Origin of the sequence: Streptomyces sp. NPDC090022, from assembly GCF_044748145.1 — a bacterium.
Taxonomy (GTDB): domain Bacteria; phylum Actinomycetota; class Actinomycetes; order Streptomycetales; family Streptomycetaceae; genus Streptomyces.
In genome coordinates this window covers 160,647-179,345 of sequence record NZ_JBIVFN010000010.1, presented here as the reverse complement: position 1 = coordinate 179,345, position 18,699 = coordinate 160,647, and the positions used below count along the sequence as shown (strand labels likewise).

The 18,699-nt window shown below is 74.6% G+C and carries 14 protein-coding genes and 1 pseudogene; 10 read left to right on the top strand and 5 right to left on the bottom strand.

Features of this window, described 5'->3' with window-relative positions:
- The first annotated feature begins 94 nt into the window (after nucleotides 1–94).
- From ACIPXB_RS20145 to ACIPXB_RS20110, 8 genes are all read left to right on the top strand, one after another.
- Entirely contained in the window at nucleotides 95–1,168 is a 1,074-nt protein-coding gene (locus ACIPXB_RS20145; RefSeq protein WP_401451648.1) for an ornithine cyclodeaminase family protein, read from the top strand.
- Nucleotides 1,169–1,181: 13 nt separating this feature from the next.
- Nucleotides 1,182–1,997 (top strand): methyltransferase domain-containing protein, encoded by an 816-nt coding sequence (locus ACIPXB_RS20140; RefSeq protein WP_401451646.1) that lies wholly within the window; start codon nucleotides 1,182–1,184, stop codon nucleotides 1,995–1,997.
- A complete protein-coding gene (locus tag ACIPXB_RS20135; RefSeq protein ID WP_401451644.1) occupies nucleotides 1,994–5,359 on the top strand; it encodes an amino acid adenylation domain-containing protein in 3,366 nt (1,121 codons plus the stop codon). The genes ACIPXB_RS20140 and ACIPXB_RS20135 overlap by 4 nt, the downstream gene beginning before the upstream one ends.
- Entirely contained in the window at nucleotides 5,356–7,167 is a 1,812-nt protein-coding gene (locus ACIPXB_RS20130) for an amino acid adenylation domain-containing protein (protein ID WP_401451641.1), read from the top strand. The genes ACIPXB_RS20135 and ACIPXB_RS20130 overlap by 4 nt, the downstream gene beginning before the upstream one ends.
- A complete protein-coding gene (locus ACIPXB_RS20125; RefSeq protein ID WP_401451638.1) occupies nucleotides 7,164–9,488 on the top strand; it encodes a M20/M25/M40 family metallo-hydrolase in 2,325 nt (774 codons plus the stop codon). The genes ACIPXB_RS20130 and ACIPXB_RS20125 overlap by 4 nt, the downstream gene beginning before the upstream one ends.
- Nucleotides 9,489–9,586: 98 nt before the next feature.
- Nucleotides 9,587–10,510, top strand: coding sequence for a hypothetical protein (locus ACIPXB_RS20120; RefSeq protein WP_401451636.1), 924 nt, complete (start codon nucleotides 9,587–9,589; stop codon nucleotides 10,508–10,510).
- Nucleotides 10,511–10,619: 109 nt separating this feature from the next.
- Entirely contained in the window at nucleotides 10,620–11,138 is a 519-nt protein-coding gene (locus ACIPXB_RS20115; RefSeq protein WP_401451634.1) for a DinB family protein, read from the top strand.
- 14 nt (nucleotides 11,139–11,152) lie between these two features.
- Entirely contained in the window at nucleotides 11,153–11,674 is a 522-nt protein-coding gene (locus ACIPXB_RS20110; RefSeq protein WP_401451631.1) for a GNAT family N-acetyltransferase, read from the top strand.
- 62 nt (nucleotides 11,675–11,736) lie between these two features.
- Here the strand turns inward: ACIPXB_RS20110 and ACIPXB_RS20105 are convergent, their stop codons facing one another.
- Both ACIPXB_RS20105 and ACIPXB_RS20100 read right to left on the bottom strand, forming a co-directional pair.
- Complete coding sequence (locus ACIPXB_RS20105) at nucleotides 11,737–12,660, bottom strand: phenylalanine 4-monooxygenase (RefSeq protein WP_401451629.1); 924 nt, start codon at nucleotides 12,658–12,660, stop codon at nucleotides 11,737–11,739.
- Nucleotides 12,661–12,763: 103 nt separating this feature from the next.
- Complete coding sequence (locus tag ACIPXB_RS20100; protein WP_401451626.1) at nucleotides 12,764–14,098, bottom strand: MFS transporter; 1,335 nt, start codon at nucleotides 14,096–14,098, stop codon at nucleotides 12,764–12,766.
- Nucleotides 14,099–14,144: 46 nt separating this feature from the next.
- On the opposite strand from ACIPXB_RS20100, the gene ACIPXB_RS20095 reads away from it, so the two are divergent.
- Nucleotides 14,145–15,464, top strand: a complete 1,320-nt coding sequence (locus ACIPXB_RS20095; protein WP_401451624.1) for a GntR family transcriptional regulator — start codon at nucleotides 14,145–14,147, stop codon at nucleotides 15,462–15,464.
- Between the two features lie 65 nt (nucleotides 15,465–15,529).
- On the opposite strand, the gene ACIPXB_RS20090 is transcribed toward ACIPXB_RS20095, so the two are convergent.
- From ACIPXB_RS20090 to ACIPXB_RS20080, 3 genes are all read right to left on the bottom strand, one after another.
- The gene (locus ACIPXB_RS20090) at nucleotides 15,530–16,648 is read right to left on the bottom strand and encodes a serine hydrolase domain-containing protein (RefSeq protein WP_401451622.1); all 1,119 of its coding nucleotides are present in this window, start codon (nucleotides 16,646–16,648) and stop codon (nucleotides 15,530–15,532) included.
- Between the two features lie 147 nt (nucleotides 16,649–16,795).
- Nucleotides 16,796–17,098, bottom strand: a complete 303-nt coding sequence (locus ACIPXB_RS20085; RefSeq protein ID WP_401451620.1) for a hypothetical protein — start codon at nucleotides 17,096–17,098, stop codon at nucleotides 16,796–16,798.
- 829 nt (nucleotides 17,099–17,927) lie between these two features.
- The gene (locus ACIPXB_RS20080; protein WP_401451755.1) at nucleotides 17,928–18,089 is read right to left on the bottom strand and encodes a hypothetical protein; all 162 of its coding nucleotides are present in this window, start codon (nucleotides 18,087–18,089) and stop codon (nucleotides 17,928–17,930) included.
- A gap of 6 nt (nucleotides 18,090–18,095) precedes the next feature.
- On the opposite strand from ACIPXB_RS20080, the pseudogene ACIPXB_RS20075 reads away from it, so the two are divergent.
- A pseudogene (locus ACIPXB_RS20075) lies at nucleotides 18,096–18,667 on the top strand (transposase family protein); the annotation flags it as partial.
- Between the last annotated feature and the right edge of the window lie 32 nt (nucleotides 18,668–18,699).

Here is an 18,699-nt window from a genome sequence, read left to right as displayed (position 1 = left end):
GATCCCGCGTGATCCCGGCCCGGCACCCGTACGCCACACGGCGCCCCGGAGCGCCCCGGAACCCTCACACGCCCCTCAAGGAGGCCGTCTCCCCATGGACTTCGAGCGTTATCCCGACACCCCGTTCCGCTACCTCACCCGCGCGGACGTCGTCGCGGCCGCCCACGGCGTGGACATCGTCCAGGCCGTGGCCGACGCGCTCCTCCTGCACGCCTCCGGCCAGTCCGTCCTGCCCGAGGAGGCCTACCTGGGCTGGACCACCCCGGAGGGCGACTCCGCCCGCCTGCTCGCCATGCCCGGCGCCCTCACGCCCACCGGCGCGCGGCCGGTCATCGGCATGAAGACGATCAACGCCTCGCTGGGCAACCCGGACCGCGGCATACCCCGGTCGCAGGGCTTCACCCTGCTGCTGGACCCGGAGACCGCCCGGCCCCGCGCCCTGATGGAAGCCGCCTACATCAGTGCCATGCGCACCGCCGCCGTCAGCGCGCTGGCCGTCCGCCACCTGGCCGTCGACGCCCCGGGCAGCCTGGCCCTCATCGGCTGCGGCCCGCTCGCCCGCGCCCACGCCCAGCTGCTCCTGCGCACCGTGCCCACCCTGCGCCGGATCACCCTGTACGACCTCGCGACCGACCGGGCCAAGGACCTCGCCGCCCACCTCGCGGCCCTCCCCGAGGGTGCCGGCGTCGAGACCCGGCTCGCCCCCGGACCCCGCGAGGCGGTCGCGGACGCCGAACTGGTCATCCCCGTCACCACCGTGACGCAGGGGTACATCGAGCCGGACTGGCTGCGGCCCGGCGCCCTGGTCTGCCACGTCTCCCTCGACGACCTGACCGAGGCCGCCGTACTGGCCGCCGACACCCTCGTCGTCGACGACTGGAGCCTGGTGCGCGACGACCCCCGGCGCCTGCTCGGCCGGATGCACCGCGCCGGGACCCTGCTGGGCCCCGACGGCACCCCGCGCGAGGGCGTCACCGCCCGGCCGGACGCCCGGGCCGTCGACGCCACCCTCGGCGACGTGATCGCCGGCCGGCACCCCGGCCGCCGCCACCCGGACGAGGTCGTCGTCAGCAACCCCTTCGGCATGTCGGTCCTCGACGTCGCCGTCGCCGACCGTGTCCACGCCCACGCCGAGGCCACCGGCCTCGGCTCCCTGCTCCCGCTCTGAGAGGCGCCCCGCGATGACGATCGACCGGAACATCCAGGAAATCAACCGCACCATGTGGTCCTACGGCGAGTACCGGCACGTCGCCGACCTGCTGCGGCCCGGCGCCGAACTCCTCGTCGACCGGCTCGCCCCGGCACCCGGGACCCGCCACCTCGACGTGGCCACCGGCAACGGCAACGTCGCCCTGCTGTCCGCGCGGCGCGGGGCCGTCGTCGACGGACTCGACCTGACCGACGAGTTCTTCCCCGACGCCCGCGCCCGCTTCGCCGAGGCCGGGGTCACCGTCGCCCTCCACCAGGGCGACGCCCAGGAACTCCCCTTCCCCGACGCCTCGTTCGACCTGGTGACCTCCACCTACGGCGTACAGTTCGCCCCCGACCACGCGGCCGCCGCCGGTGAGATGGCCCGGGTGCTGCGCCCCGGCGGCCGCGTCGGCCTGTGCAACTGGACGGCCCGCAGCTGGACCGCCCACTTCCAGGCGATCCTGTCCTCCTATTTCGCCTCGCCCACCGGCCACCAGGGCCAGCCCATGCTGTGGGGCGACGCGGACCACCTCGGCGAGCTGTTCGGCCCGGGGTTCGCCGTCACCACCGAACGGCGCGAGCTGTTCTACCCGTTCGCCACCGCCGAGGAGCTCGTCGCCTTCTTCGAGAACTGCTTCGGCCCCTGCATCGCCGCGAAGAACACCATCTCCCCGGCCTCCCGCTGGAAGGAACTGCGCGCGGAGATGGTGGAGATGACCGAGACCTTCCACACCACCGACGCGCGCGGCACCGGCGTACCCGTCGAGTACCTGCTCGTGGTCGCCGAGAAGAAGGGACAGCAGTGATCAGCCCGTCCGACCCGCCCGGCCCGTCCTCCCCGCCCGGCCTGCCCGGTCACTACCGCCCGCTGCCACTGGCCGAGGGCGCCCGCGAGCAGGCCCTCGCCGCGGCCCTGACCCGCAGCGAGCCCTACGCCCTGGACCGCGGCGTGTACGCGTACGTCGAGGAGCACGCGGCCGCCCACCCCGACCGGATCGCCGTCGAGGACGGCGCCGACAGCATCGGCTACGCCGCCCTGGCCGACCGTATGCACCGCGCGGCCGCGGGCCTCGCGGCGGCCGGCGCCGGACCGGGCCGGATCGTCGCCGTCGGCGGCCGCCGCGGCGCCGACGTCATCACCGCCTTCCTCGCGCTGGAACTGCTCGGCGCCGTCTACCTGCCCGTCGACGCCGGCTGGCCCGCCGCCCGGGTCGAGTCCCTGCTCACCGACAGCGGCGCCGTCCTCCTCGTCACCACCGGCGGCCCCGCCGACCGGGAGGCCCTCGTCAAGGGCGCGGCCGCCGCCGGCACCCCGGCCACGTCCCTGCCGACGGACGCCGAGCCGTACCTCCGCCCGGCCCCGCCGGCCCCCGACGAGGTGCGCTACGTCCTGTACACCTCCGGATCCACCGGCCGCCCCAAGGGCGCGGCCGTCGAGCATCGGGGCATGCTCAACCACCTGTGGGCCAAGGCCGACGACCTCGCCCTGACCGCCGAGGACCGGCTCGCCCAGACCGCCCCCCTGAGCTTCGACATCTCCGTCTGGCAGATGCTCGCGCCCCTGCTGACCGGCGGCCGGGTCCAGATCTACGACGACACCCGGGCCCAGGAGGGCGCGGCCCTGCTGGAGGCGGCCGGCCGCCTCGGCACCACCGTCCTGGAGACGGTGCCCACCCTGATCCGCTTCCTCCTCGACGCCCATGACGCCACCGGCGCCCGGCCGCCCGCCCTGCGCTGGATGATCGCCACCGGCGAGGAACTGCCGCCCGCCCTGGCCCGCCGCTGGATCGAGGCCTTCCCGGCGGTCCGGCTGCTCAACGCGTACGGCCCCACCGAGTGCTCGGACGACGTGACCCACGCGGTGCTCACCACCCCCGGCCCGGACGTCCGCCACCTGCCGATCGGCGCACCGATCGGCAACGCCGACCTGTACGTCCTGCGGGAGGAGGCGGACGGCCGCTGGCGGGCCTGCGCGCACGGCGAGGCCGGCGAACTCTTCGTCGGCGGCGTCGTCGTGGGCCGCGGCTACCTCGGCGACCCGGACCGTACCGCGGCCGCCTTCTTCGCCGACCCCTTCACCGCCGACGCGGGCGGGAGCGGCGGCAGCGGCCGGCTGTACCGCACCGGCGACGCCGCCCGGGTGCTGCCCGACGGGCAGCTGGAGTACCTCGGCCGCGTCGACCGCCAGGTCAAGATCGGTGGCGTCCGGATGGAACTCGCCGAGATCGAGGCGGTCCTGGGCGCGCACCCGCAGGTCGCCGCCTGCGCGGTCACCGTCCGCACCCCCGCCGCCGACGGCGCCCTGGTCGCCCGCGAGAGCGCCCACACCCCGGCTGCCGCCGGCCCGCCCCGGCTGGTGGCGTACGTCGCCCCGGCCGACGGCACCGACCCCGCACCGCAGGCGCTCGCGGCCCACCTGGCCGAGCGGCTGCCGGCCCCCATGGTCCCGCGCACCTTCGTGACGCTGTCCGCGCTGCCGCTCACCGGCAACGGCAAGACCGACTACCGGGCGCTGCCGGAACCGCCCCGCCGCGCCCGCCCCGACGACCGCCCCTACACCGCACCGCGCGGCCCCGCCGAGACACGGATCGCCGAGTGGATCGCGGAGCTCCTGGGCACCGGCCGGGCCGGCCGCGAGGACTCCTTCCTCGCCCTGGGCGGGGACTCGCTCCAGGCGATGCGGCTGCTGGCGCGGCTGCGCCCGGCGGGCTCGCGGGCCACACTGCGCGACGTCCTGGCCGACGGCAGCCCGGCCGCGCTGGCGGCCCTGGGCTGGCAGGCCGGGGAGCCCGCCCCGGCAACCGGCGTGACGGCACCCGTCGCACCGCGGCCCGGGGCGCCCCGTACCCGCCCGCTCACCCCGCAGCAGGCCGGCGTCTACTTCCACTGGCGGCTCGACCCGGACAGCCCCTACTACAGCTACCAGGGCTCCCTGGAACTCCACGGCCCCCTCGACCCGGCGCGCCTGGCGCGCGCCTGGCAGACCCTGCTCGCCGAGAACCCGCACCTGCTGGCCCGCTACGAGGAGTCGGGGGAGGCCGGGGAAGTGGTCCACCACTACCCGCACTGGCCGGTCCCGGAACTGGCCGCCGTCCGCGACACCACCGCCGAGGAGTACCGCCGCCACGCCGCCACCGAGGCCGCCCGCCCCTTCGACCTGACGGCCGAACCCGCCCTGCGGGCCGAGCTGTTCCGGCTGCCCGACGGCTCCCACCGGTTGCTGCTCACCCTCCACGAGCTGCTCCTGGACGGCTGGGGGGCCACCGTCCTCTTCCAGCGCCTCACCGAGCTGTACGCCGGCCGGGCGGAGGTCCCCGACCCCGAGCACGCCACCCGCTACGACCGCTACCTCGACGACCAGCAGCGCCTGCTCGCCACCGAGGAGGTCGCCGCCGCCGGACGGTACTGGAGCGGCCGGCTCGCCGGGCACCTGCCCGTCCTGGAGATCGCCCAGAAGCAACGCCCGGCCGCCCCCACCTACCGCGGCGAGATCGTCGAGGCGGTCGTCGACGCCGAACTCACCGCCCGCCTGCGGACGGCCGCGCTCACCGCGTCCACCACCGCCTTCGTCCCGCTGCTGGCCGCCTACGCGCTGGCGCTCGGCTACTACGGCGACGCCGACGAACTCGTCGTCGGCGCCCCGATGGCCGGCCGCGAACGCCCGGCCGCCGCCCAGGTGCCCACGTTCATGCTCGCCATGCTGCCGCTGCGGCTGCGCCTGGACCCCGGGGCCACCCTGGCCGACTTCACCGCCCACGTCCGCGACACCGTCTACGACGCCTACACCGCCGCCGACCACCCCTTCGGCTGGACCCTGCGCCGGCTGGACCTCACCTCCCGGAGCACCTCGGCGACCCCGGTGTTCCAGACGATGCTCAACATGCTGCCGTACCCGGCCCGCGAGAGCACCGCCGAGGGCGTCACCTTCCGCTTCGTCGAACTCGACACCGGCTACACCAAGTACGACTGCGCCCTCTACGTCCAGCCGCACGGCCCCGACGAGCTGCTCCTGCAGTACGCCTACCAGCGGGAACTGCTGGACGCCGGGACCGGACGCAACGTACTGGACTCCACCCTCGCCGCCCTGCGCGCCCTGACCGACCCGGGGCGCGCCGCGGCCACCACCCTCCGTTCCCTCGACCTGCTGCCTGGAGCCGGACACCGATGAGCACCTCCAGCACCTCCCCGACGCCCACCGCCCCCGCCACCCTGCTGCACCGCTTCGCCGGGCAGGTGGCCGACCGCCCCGACGCCGTCGCCCTCCGCCACGCCGGCACCACCCTCACGTACGCCGAACTCGACGCGTGGAGCGGCCGCCTGGCCGCGCGCCTGGCCGCCCGCGGCGCCCGCCCCGGCACGCTGGTGGCGCTGGCCGCCGACCGGGGACCCGCGGCCGTCGCGGGCGTCCTGGCCGTCATGAAGACCGGGGCCGCCTACCTCGGGCTGGACCCGGCGATACCCGTACGCCGCCAGCGGCGCATGGTCGAGGAGGCCGGGCCGGGCATCGTCCTGGCCGAACCGGGCCTGGACCAGTTCCCCACCCTGGACGCCCCCCGCGTCGCCCTGGCCCCGCTGGCCGACGGTCCGCTGCACCAGGCACCGGAGAGCGAGCCCGACGAGGACGACCTCTTCCACATCGTCTACACCTCCGGCACCACCGGAAACCCCAAGGGCGTACGCATCAGCCGCCGTTCGGTGCGCGGCCGGCTGGAGTGGATGTGGCGCGACCACCCCTTCGGCCCGGACGCCGTCCTCGCCGTCCAGAAGTCCGTGGCCCTGGTCGCCTCGCCCTGGGAACTCCTCGGCGGCCTCCTGGCCGGCATCCCCTCCGTGGTCCTCTCCGGCGACGAGGTCCTCGACCCGGCGCTGTTCGCCGCCGCCGTCGCCCGCGAACGGATCACCCACCTGTTCCTGACGCCCCAGCTGCTGACCGGCCTGCTGGAGGAGAGCGCCGCCCTGTCCGGCGGCCACCGGCCCGTGCTCGTCACCAGCGGCGCGGACGCCCTGCCGGTGGCCCTGGTCCGCCGGTTCCGCGAGGTGTGGCCCACCACCACCCTGCTCAACCTGTACGGCACCACGGAGACCGCCTCCAACATCGGCGCCTACGACACGGCCGCCCTGCCCGAGGACGCCGACCGCGTCCCCGTGGGCCACCCGGTGGCCGGCGCCGCCTTCTCCGTACGCGACCGCCACGGCCGCCGGCTGCCCGAGGGCGTCCTCGGCGAGGTGTGGGTCAGCGGCCCGCCGCTGGCCCTGGGCTACCTCGGTGGCGACCCCGGCGAGCGGTTCACCACCGACGCCGACGGCGTGCGTCACTACCGCACCGGGGACCGGGGCCGCCTGCACCCCGACGGCGGCCTGGAGGTGACCGGCCGCACCGACAACCAGATCAAGATCCGCGGCTACCGGGTGGAACTGGAGGAGATCGAGTCCACCCTGCGCAAGGCCCCGGACGTCACCGACGCCGGCACCTTCGCGGAAGGCGGCCCCGGGGAAGAGGGCGGGGGCGCGCGCGGGGCCGAGATCCGGATCACGGCCTGCGTGACGGCCGCCGAGGAGCTCGACACCGCCGCCCTGCGCGCCTACCTGCGCGACCGGCTGCCCGACTACATGCTGCCCGCCCGCATCCACCAGGTACCGCTGCTGCCGCTGGGCACCAACGGCAAGCTCGACCGCCGGGCCCTGCGCGCCCTGGCACAGACCGCCACCTCCCGGGCCGCGAGCTCCTTCACCCCCGCCGACGACACCGAGGCCGCCGTGGCCGCCCTGTGGGCCGAACTCCTCGGCGCCCCGCCCGCCACGGCGGACGAGAACCTCTTCGACGCCGGCGGTCACTCGCTGCTCGCCGTACGCCTCGCCGGCCGCCTGGAGCCCGTCGCGGGCCGCCGCGTCCCGCTGCGCGGAATCCTCGCCGCCCCGACCGTCCGGGGCATCGCCGCACTGTGCCGCCGGATGCGGCAGGAGGGACAGGCATGAGCACGCCGGACCACGACGCCCAGGGACAGCCCGCGCACCCGCCCGCGTCCCCCTGGCTGCGCGTCCTCGACGAGGACGGCACGGACACCCTCGCCGTCTGCTTCCCGCCCACCGGAGCCCACGGCTCCACCTTCGCGGGCTGGCGCGGCGCCCTCCCCGAGGGCACCGCGCTCGCCCTGGTCGCCCCGCCGGGCCGGGGCACCCGTATGGACGAGGAGCCCGTCACCGCGATGGCCGCCTACGCCGACGCCCTCGCCGACGCCGTGCGCGGCGCCGCGGCGGGCCGCCGGCTGGTGTTCGTCGGCGTCAGCCTCGGCGCGCTCCTCGCGTACGAGTGCGCCCGCCGCCTGGCGGGGACCGGCACCCCCGTCGCCCGGCTGTGCGCGGTCGCCGGCCAGACCCCCGGCGACTTCCGCGGCGACGGCGGCGCCGTGACGACCGAGGACGCCCGCGCGTTCGTCGTCGCGACCGGCCTGACCGACCCGGAACTGCTGGCCGACCCCGACTTCGAGGACGTCCTGCTGCCCCCGTTCCGCGCCGACCTCGCCCTGGCCGGCGGTTACGACGGCCGCGGCACCCCCGCCCTCCCCGTCGAGCTGCGCGCCGTATGGGCCACCGACGACGAGCACGTCCCGCGCGAGGCCGTCGCGCGGTGGTCGCGGTGGTCCACCGGTGCCTTCAGCCTGACCGCCGTCACGGGTGGGCACTACGTCCACCAGGAGTCCCCGGCGGCCGTCATCGCCGCCTGCTTCGACGAGCCCGGCCCGGAGGGCGGCGGCCCCTCCCGGCGTACCCTGCTCGGCGCCGGGGTCACCGCCGTCGCCGGCGCGGTCCTGCCCCCGGCGGCGGCCACCGAGGCGGCCGCCGCGCCCCGTACGCAGCCGGCGGCGGCCGCCGGCCCGGCCGCGGCTGCCGGCCCGGCCGCGTACGACGGCGACCCGACCGACCCCGTCGCCCTCGCCGTCGCGCTGATCCGCCAGAACACCACCAACCCCGGGGACGGCGCGGTCACCCTGCCCCATGCCCGCCTGCTCCAGGGCCTCTTCGAGGCCTCCGGCGTGGCCACCGAGATCGTGCCCACCCCCAAGGCGGACAACGTCCACTTCTTCGCCCGGATCCCGGCCGCGGCCCCGTCCGGCAAGAAGCCCCTGCTGTTCCTCGGCCACAGCGACGTCGTCCCCGCCACCGGCGACGCCTGGACCGTGGAGCCCTTCGCCGGGCACATCGAGGGCGACCGGCTCTACGGGCGCGGCGCCCTCGACATGAAGGGCGTCAACGCCGCCTTCATCGCCGCGCTGCTGCGTCACGTCAAGGAGGGCGCCCGCTTCGACCGGGACATCGTCCTCTGGTCCGACTGCGACGAGGAACAGGGGCCGCACGGGGTGCGCTGGCTGCTGACCGAGCACCCCGGCAAGGTCGACCCCGGCGTCGTCCTCACCGAGGGCGGCTGGGTCCTCGACCAGCGCGACGGCCGGACCCCGATGATCGCCACGCTCACCTGCAACGACAAACGGTCGCTGCTGCTGCGCCTGGAGACCGCCTCGTACGCCACGCACACCTCCAAGCCGTTCACCGGGCAGGCCGTCACCCGGCTCGGCCAGGTACTCGACCGGCTCGCCGGCTGGCGCGCCCCCGCCCGCCCCAACGCCCTGTCCCGGCAGTACTTCACCGAACTCGCCCGCGCCACCAAGGACCCGGCCTTCGCCAAGGCCGTACGGGACATGCTGGAGGCCCGTACGGACGACGCCCGGGACCGGGCGGCCGACGAGGTCGTCCGCCTCAGCGCCACCCCCGAACTCCACAACGCCATGCTGCGCACCACGGTGTCGTACACCGCGACCAGCGCCGGCTACTACCCGAGCATCGTCCCGGGCACGGCGGCGGCCGAGTTCCGGGTCGGTTTCCTGCCCGGCGGCGACGACCCCGGCCGGATCGTCGCCGAACTGAAACTGCTGGTGGGGGACCGGGCCACGCTGACCGTCGTCGGCAACCCGGGCGAGAGCGAGCAGCAGGCCATCGACCGGGTCCGCGGCTACCTGTCCGTACCCGACTCCACCACCGACACCGACGTCTTCCGCGCCTGGCAGGAGGCCGTCCGGTCCACCCACCCGGGCGTCCGCGCCACGGCCTGCCAGTTCGAGGCGGCCACCAGCGCACCACCGTTCCGGGAACGGGGCGTTCCGGTCTACGGCATCTACCCGTTCACCGTGACCCGCGACATGCTCCGGCGCATGCACGGCACCGACGAGCACATCGGTGTCGCGGCCCTGCGCCAGGGCACCGAGACGCTCTACCGCCTGCTGGCGAAACTGCGCGTCTGACGGCGGGCCGCGCGCGGTAGGTCCTCTGCTCCGCACCACCCTTGTGGCACACTCGCGATCACCGGATGATCACATCGTCACCACGGGGGGAACACACCATGTCATTCCGCATGCCCGCGCGCGGCCGCAACTGCCGTTCCGGCTCCGGCCGGACCGCCGCCGCCCTGGCGATCGCCGCCGTCCTGCCGCTGACGGCCACGCTCGCCGGGGCCGGCGCCGCGCACGCCGCCCCCGTCGCCGACGGCGACTTCAACTGGATGGGCGACCAGGGCGACGGCTTCGACGACCAGGCCCGCTGGTACGGCGCCGAGTACAACGACACGTTCGACGCCACGGCCTCGGCGGACCACAACTCCGTCCGCGTGGTCGTCAACCGGCCCGGCGACGTCTGGACCGCCGAGTTCACCGCGCCCGCCGGGCAGCAGCTGGCGGTGGGCTCGTACGTGAACGCGGTCAAGGCACCCGAGCTGCCGGGCGCCACCGTCGACGCGCCGGGCATGTTCGTCAACGGGTACTACGGCGGCTGCAAGACCCTGGAGGGCTCCTTCACGGTCAAGGAGCTGGAGTTCGGCGAGGGCCGGACGGTCAGGAAGCTCGTCCTGGACTACCGCCAGGACTGCGACGACCGCGCGGAGCTGCGCGGCTCCCTGCACGTGACCTCGGTGGCGCCGCCGAAGCCGATGCAGCTCGCCGTCACCGTCAACACCGGCGCCAAGCTGACCAAGGGCACGACCACCCTCAGCGGTACGGTCACCTGCACCAAGCCGGCCCGGCTGCACGTGGGCGGCTCGGCCCGGCAGGAGCAGCCGAGTGACGTCATCGGCAACTACGCCGTCGAGGTGGACTGCGTCCCCGGCAAGCGGATCCCGTGGAAGGCGCCGGTCACGGTGCACACGCCCGAAGTGGGCCACCCGCTGGTCAAGGGCCGGACCACCGTGTACGCCGGCGTGCAGGGCAAGGACCCGGACACCGGCACCTACCAGTTCGGCAGCACGAACGTGTACGTCAACCTCAAGCCGTAGCCGGCCGACCGGCCCATGGCGCGGCGGCGGTGGCGCCTGCCCGCCGCCGCGGCCCCGGTCCCGCATGGTGGTGCCCTGACTTTGTGAGGCACCGAGCAGGGGATCGCGCATGAAGGCTACAGAGGTACTGGCCGACGGATTCGGACGGATCCGGGAGGTGGTGCACGAGGTGGTGGAAGGGCTCTCGGCGGACGAACTGGCCGCCCGCCCCGACCCGGGGGCCAACTCCATCGCCTGGCTGGTGTGGCACCTGACCCGGGTCCAGGACGACCACGTGGCCGACGCCGCGCGGCGGGAGCAGGTCTGGCACGCGCAGGGCTGGGCGGAGCGGTTCGCCCTGCCCTTTCCGGCGGCGGCGACCGGGTACGGCCACACCGCCCAGCAGGTCGGCAAGGTCCGCGTCGAGTCGGGCGAACTGCTGCTGGGCTACCTGGACGCGGTCCACGACCAGACCCTCGCGTTCGTGCGCGGCCTGGCCGCCGCCGACCTGGAGCGCGTGGTGGACGAGGGCTGGGACCCGCCGGTCACCCTGGGCGTCCGGCTGGTCAGCGTACTGAGCGACGACCTCCAGCACGCCGGCCAGGCGGCCTACGTCCGCGGCGCCCTGCACCGCCGCCGCGGGGCGTGAGCGACACTGGGGCCATGAGGATCCGAGCCGTGCGCACCGCCGAACTGCCCCTGCTCCAGGACATCGAGAGGGCCGCCGGGCGGTGTTTCCGCGACATCGGCATGGCGGAGATCGCCGACGACGAACCCCTGCCGCTCGACGAGCTCGCCCGCTACGCGCGGGCCGGGCTCGCCTGGGTGGCGGCCGACGACGGCGACGCCCCGGTGGCCTACCTGATCGCCGACCGCGTCGACGGCAATCTGCACGTCGAGCAGGTCTCGGTGCACCCGGACAGCGCGCGCCGCGGCATCGGCCGCCGGCTGCTGGACCACCTGGCGCACCGCGCGGCGGCCGAGGGGGTCCCGGCCCTGACGCTCACCACGTTCACGGACGTCCCGTGGAACGCCCCGTACTACGCGCGCTGCGGCTTCGAACCGCTGGACGCGGACACCCTGCCCCCGGGCCTGAGGGAGATCCGTGCCCGCGAGGCGCACCACGGCCTGGACCGGTGGCCGCGCCAGTGCATGCGCCGCCCCCTGGCCGCGGCCGCCGGCTGATCCGGGGCGGCGCCCGGTCGCGCGCGCCGCCCCGCATCCCGCGCATCCCGCGGGCCGCCGGGTCAGGCGCGGACGCCGCCGGGACGTGTCTCGCGGGCGATGGGGCGGGCCGGGAAGCCACGGTCGGCCAGCGGCGGCAGCCGGTGGCGCTCGCGCGTGTCCTCGTCGAAGGTGTCCAGGAACGCGTGCAGCGCGTCGGCGAGATGGGTCATGCTCTCGACGGCGTACAGGGTCGGCTGGTACCCGGCCACCTGGTACGGGCGCGCGACCATGTCGGCGATGTCCCACGGCCGGATGTCCGCCCGCCGGAAGCGCAGGAGCTCGCCGGAGGACGACAGCAGGGCCGCCCCGTACGCCTTGACCTCCCCCGCCTCCCGTACGACGCCGTACTCGAGGCTGTGCCAGTACACCCGGTTGACCAGGTCCAGGGCGTCGTCGGACGTCACCCGCGCCGCCGCCCGGCCCACCGTCCGGTACAGGGCGCCGAACCACGGGTCCGCGAGGTGGGCGCCGTGCCCGAACACGTCGTGCAGGACGTCCGGTTCGGGCGTGTACAGCGGCATCCGCGGATGGCGGACGTACTGCACCGCGTGGAAGAACCCGTCGGCCATCGCGCCCAGGAACCGCCGGTTCGGCACGAACCCGCCCGTCGGGGTGAACCGGAACCCGGTCAGCTCGTGCAGCCGGTCGCCGACCTCGGCGTGCTGGGGCACCCGGTCCGACGGGACGGGGGCCCGACCCAGCGCCTCGGCCACCCGTCGGCACACCCGGCCCCGCCGCGCCGCGACGAGGGCCGCGTGGGCGGTGTGCCAGGTGGCGTGTTCCTCGTCGGTGTACGTCACGTGCGGCGACGGCGCGCCCACGGCGAGACCGCGCGCGAGCGCGGCAACGGCTTCCCGCCGCCGCAGGTAGGCCGGGTCGCTGAAGCCGGGATGGCCGGTGGCGGGACCGAGCCGGCCGTCCGGCGTCAGAGGGGTCAGGGGCATCGGATCGATCATGAAGTCCATGCTGGACCGGCCCGCCCCGGCCACCGGGTACATCGCACCGGGTCCCAGCCGGACGAGTGAGTGACCCCGGGGGCGCGGGGATTCACGCCCTGGAGTCGGCGGCGGCACTCCCCGTCCCGGCGTCCAGCGTCCCGGGGCCCTGCGGGTCCGGCTTCCGCGGCGGCGGCGCCTCGGGGGGCGTCGGCTGCCCGGCGAGGCGGTCGCGGACCAGCCGGTGCTGCCACCAGCAGGTCGCCGCCAGCGCCGCGCCCATGGCCGCCCAGGCCGCGGGCCCGGCGGCGACGGCCGCGGTCGTGGCGAGCGGACCCCCGCTGCGCTGAGCCGACTGGGCCAGGCCGTGGACACCCAGGTACTCGCCCTGGGCCCCGGCGGGCGCGAGCGCGACGGACAGCTCCCAGGACACCAGGGCGTGCAGCATCTCGGCGAGGGTGAGGGTGACCGCGGTGACGGTCAGGGCCACGGACGCAGCCCAGGGCCCGCCCGCCGTGGAGGCCGCGAGGGCCAGCGTGCCGAGGACGAACGTGGCGGCGAGCGGGCGCAGCAGGCCGCGGGCGGCCGCCGTGGTGGCGCCGAACCGGGCGAGCGGCACCTGGAAGAGGACGACGAGGGCGCTGTTGAGGACCATCAGCGCGGGCGCGAGCCCCGCGGGGGCCTCGGTGGCGTGGACGATCCACAGGGGGATGCCGACGCGGAACACCGAGTCGTGCAGGGACAGGACGGTGTCGGTGGCGGTGTAGAGGAGGTACGTACGGTCCCGCCAGGGGCTCGTCGGTTCGGCCGGCCGTGGCGCACCGGACGCGGTGACGATGCGGGACGGCGCCGGGGGATTGCCGCAGCGCAGGGTGAGCAGGGCGACGACGAGGTAGGACACGGCGTCGCCGATGAGCAGGGAGCGGTAGGCGGCACCGGTGCCGATGGCGAGGGCGGCGGCCGCGGCGAGGCCGCCGAGAGCGAACCCGACGTTGGAGACGGTCCGGTTGACGGCCTGGTAGCGGACGCGGCCGGGGCCGCTGACCCGGGTGGCGTACAGCTTGGTGACGACTCCGGCGGCCCGGTCGCCGAGGCTGCCGACCGCCGTGTAGAGCAGCAGCAGCCCGTAGGCGTCGGTGGTCAGCAGGGCGAAGGCGGCCAGCGCGCGCAGCAGTTGGAGCGCGATGAGCAGCCGGGTGAGCGGCATCCGGTCGGCGATGCGCCCGGCGATCGGCGAGCCGGCGATGCCGACGGCGCCGGACAGGGAGATCAGCAGGCCGACCTCGGCGATACCGAGTCCGGCGACGGTCGTGAAGTACAGGGCGGCCGCGCCCGCCCACAGTCCGGTGCCGGTCTTGTCGACGAGCGCGATCCACAGCATGCGGCGGCCGTCGGGGCCGCCCGGTATCCGGGAGTCGAGTGCGGCCGTCATTCCCCGTGCTGTCACGGATCCCCCTTGACGCGAGCCTTTGTATTGATACATACTTTCTAACGTGGCAATACAATATGCGCTCAGTGGCGCGAACGCCAGGGAGATCGCCGCGTCCGTCGAGCGCGCCGTCGCCGAGGGGGGCCTGGGCCCCGGTGCCGCGCTGCCGCCGGTACGCCGCCTCGCCGACGACCTGGGCGTCAGCCCCGGCACCGTCGCCACGGCCTACAAGGAGCTGCGCGGGCGCGGCATCGTCGTCACCCGGGGCCGGGGCGGGACGGTCGTGGCGCCCACGCCCGCCGTGGGCTCGCGGCGGCCGCCGCGGGTGCCCGAGGGGATACGCGACCTCGCGGGCGGCCATCCCGATCCGGCCTTCCTGCCCGTCCTGACGCCGCCCGGACGGATCGCCCCGGTCTACGGATCGCGCCGCGGCAATCCGCGGCTGCCCGCCCTGGAGGAGCTCGCCCGTGCCTGGTTCGCCCGCGACGGGGTGCCCGACGCGCACGTGACCTTCGCCCACGGAGCACTGGACTGCATCGCGCGGCTGCTGTCGGTGGAACTGCGCCCCGGCGACGCCGTCGCCGTCGAGGACCCGGGCTTCCATCACCTCCTCGACCTGGTGCCGGCGCTCGGCCTGCGGATGCTGCCGGTCGCCGTGGACGACGACGGGATGCGCGCCGACGCGCTCGGACGGGCGCTGCGCGCCGGGGCGCGGGCGGTGCTGTGCAGCCCGCGCGGGCAGAGCCCCCGCGGCGCCCGCTTCACCGCCGCGCGCCGCGCGGAGCTCCTGGCGGTGCTGGAGGCGTTCCCCGACGTACTGGTCGTGGAGGACGACCACAACGCGGACATCGCCGGCGTACCGCTGCACTCCCTGACCACCGGCGGCCCGCCGCGCTGGGCCCAGGTCCGCACGGCCTCCAAGCACCTGGGCATCGACCTGCGCTGGGCCGCGCTGGCCTGCGACCCCACCACGCTGGCCCGCCACGACGGGCGGATGCTGCTGACGTCCGGCTGGGTCAGCCACGTCCTCCAGGAGACCGCGGCCCGGACGCTGGCCGACCCCGCCACGCACGCGCTGGTGGCGCGGGGGAGCGAGGCCTACGCCCGGCGCCGCACCGCCCTCGTCGACGCCCTGGGCGCGAACGGGATCGCCGCGTACGGCGCGAGCGGGCTGAACGTATGGGTGCCGACGCGCGACGAGTCGGCCGTGGTCAACGGGCTGCGCACACGCGGCTGGTGGGTGGCGGCCGGGACCCGCTTCCGGATCGAGAGCCCCGCGGCGGTACGCATCTCGACCGCCACCCTGGACGAGGCCGACGCACCCGGGCTCGCCGCGGACTTCGCGGCGGTGCTGGGTGAATCCGAGGCGACGTACGGCGGCTGAGGTGCCCGCGACACGGCGGCCCGGGATCCGGAAGGCGGCAAGGGGCCCGGCGGGCTTCGGCCCGCTCAGAACGCGGCGGCCGCTATGCCCAGGTACCGCTCCTCGATCCGCCGCTGCTCCGTGGTGAGCGGGACCAGCGAGTACACCACGGAGCGGCGCAGGTCGCGGGTGGCGAAGACACCGTTGGTGTAGCCGCCGTACGAACCGGACTTGCCGTAGACCTCGGTACCGTCCGGGAGCCTGGCGTACTGCACGCCGCCCCGGGTGAACCCGCGCTCGGCGTGCCGCGGCAGCTCGAAGAGCAGCTTCTGCTGCGCGGGCGGCAGCAGCCGACCGCGCAGCAGCTGCGTCAGGAACCGTTCCAGATCCGGCGCGTTGGAGACCATGCCGCCCTCCGCCCACGGCCACGGGTCGGCCGCCGGGAGGTGCGGGGCGAGCGCGGGGGCGCGCAGTCCGGTCTCGCCCCACGCGGGGACATAGGTGTGGCGCAGGCCGAGCGGGCGGGTGATGCGGCGGGTGACCTCGTCGGCGAAGGAGTGCCCGGTGACCTTCTCGATCGCCATGCCGAGCAGGAAGTAGTTCACCCCGTTGTAGACCTGCGGTATGTCCGTGCCGGTGGCGGGCTCGCCGGCCTGCGGACACTCGGTGACCGTCCTGACCAACTCCGCGGGGGTGTAGACGGCGTTCGCGTCCCAGCACGCGGCCCGGGGGAGACCGCTGGTGTGGCTGAGGAGCTGCTCGACGGTGATGGGCTCCCAGTGGGCGGGCACGGTGCCGGGCAGCAGGCGCTGGACGGGCGTGCCGAGGGAGAGCCGGCCCTCGGCGACGAGCTGGAGCACCACCGTGGACGTGAACAACTTGCTGATGCTGCCCACCCGGAAGGACGCGTCGGGATCGGCGGAGACCGCGCCCATGGTGCCGGTCCACCGCCCCTCGCGCCCGCCCACCCGGGCCATCGCGCCGGCGAACAGCCCGTCGGCGGGGGTGCCGAGGGACGCCTGGAGCGCCGCCGCGTCTATCGGGTCCGTCCGCCGGTCACGGACGGTGGCCGCCGCGGTGGTCGGGGAACCGCCGCCCGGCGACTGCGCGGCGCCGGCGGGAAGGGCGGCGGTGACCGTGACCAGAGCGGCGCCCGCTGCGGCCAAGGCGATCCAGGAGGGACGGTTCAAGGGGGACTTCGTCATGCATCCCACTGTGGCGGCCGCCCGCCCGCCGGCCCATCGGGGAGGTCCCCGGTCCGCCCCCGGGATGCCCCCGATCCACCCCCGGGGAACTCCCCCTAGTACTCCAGTGTGACTTCGTAGTTCCACGTCACGTCGCGCGCGTGGTGGCTACTGGGCGGTGGACTGTCCGATCGCACGGAGGACATCGGCGAGCCAGACCAGGTGGTGGCCCACGGCCCGGTTCGGGTCGGCGAGGAGGTCCTCAAGGTGCTGCCACGACTCGGAGAGCTGCCCGATTGTCATCGTTCTCGGTTCGTTGGGGACGTCGTAGAGTTCGTCGCCCGGAACAGACCAGAAGTAGTCGTGTTCGAGCGCCACTGCGCTGCCGGCCGACGCTTCGATGCGTTGCAGTGCCAGCTCGAAGGCGTGCCGCAGCTGATCAAGCGGGATCTGCAGAGGTTCGCTGTCCATGTGCTCATTTTGTCGATCAGGGGCTGATGGTGTGCGCCGTCCAGGGACTCGTCGTCCTCGAAGTGCGACGGGATCCCGCTGTCCAGACGCTTGAGGACCCCGTAGATGCGGTTGAGCTGGCGGTGGACGCCGTCGATGACGGTGAGTACGTCGTCCGGTACCCGCATTTGCGCCTCGGAGTACCGCGCCCGGTGCTCGCGCCGTGCATCGTCCAGACGAGCCCTCACGTCATCCGTGACGCGGCCGACCCGGAGGGCATGCCAGAAGTGGTTCAGCTCGGAGTGGAAGTCCAGGGAAGCCGTGTTCAGCATGACGTAGCAGCTCCGAATGGCCTCCTTCATCACGCGTTCGGTTTCGTGCTGCCGCTCCTGGACGCGCTGCCGTGCTGATTGATCCAGTTCCTTGGCCTTGGCCTTGGCCTTTCGGCGAGCTGCTGTGTCATGAGTCCTGATACGAGGGTGCCGACGATCCCCAGGAACGCGATCACCAGCGGCACCACCGTGCTGCTCACCCGGTACCGCCTCTCTAGTCCGCTCCGCTCCGAGTATGGCGGTGCGACGCTGCACTGCCGTGGAGCCGCGACACCCGTTCCTGCTTCTCACCGACATTCTTGGAGCCGTCCGTCCACCGCCTTTCTTACTGCCTGTTTCTGATCCCCGTCCGCGCAGGTCAGCGGCGGAAGTGGAAGTACAGGGTGAGATCGACCGGTTCGGAGAACGGCCCCGGTGAACTTGACCAAGGGGCGGCGTTGACGGCCGCGAACGCGGCCCGGAGGGCCCTGCCCCCGAGGGTAACGAGGGGCCTCGGCCCGGTGATCAAAAACAGGCAGTCAGGCCCGGGTGGCGGTGTGGATGGTCATGCTGCCCGAGGCGTTGACGTGGCGGATGGTGAGGGTGTTCTTCGCGTAACCGACCGAAAGCCGCTCGCCGTCGCCGGTGCCACCCTTCTCCGGAGGCTGCCAGGGCAGGGTCAGGTCGAAGCCGTCACCCACCTTTCCGGCATATCCGTCGGCACCGCCCACGCCTACGTCACGGCCGTCGTCGATCACCTGTCCCGACGGGCGCCCGGCCTGCTGCGTGTCCTACGCGAGACTGATCCTGACCACGTCCTGCTCGACGGGACGCTCGCCGAGTGCGACCGGGTCGGAGACAGCCGGAGTGACTTCTCGCAGAAGCACCGTCGCCACGGCGTGAACGTGCAGGTCATCGCCGACCCCGCAGGCAAGCTGCTGTGGATCTCACCCGCGCTGCCCGGCCGCACCCACGACCTGACCGCGGCCCGCACCCACGCATCATCCGGATCTGCGAACGCCAGGGCGTCCCCGTCCTCGCCGACCGCGCCTACATCGGAGCCGGCCCCTGGGTGACCACACCGATCAGACGGCTCCCGAACCGGGACCTCACCACGACCCAACGAACGATCAACCGGGCCCTGTCAGCAGCACGGGCACCGGTCGAACGAAGCATCGCAAGGCTGAAGTCCTGGCAGATCTTCCGCCGGGCCCGCTGCAGCCCCAACCGCATGACCGTCATCGCCGCAGCCATCCTCACCCTGGAACGTCAACGCTGATGAATCTCATTGCCCTTCCAGGGGGGGGAGGA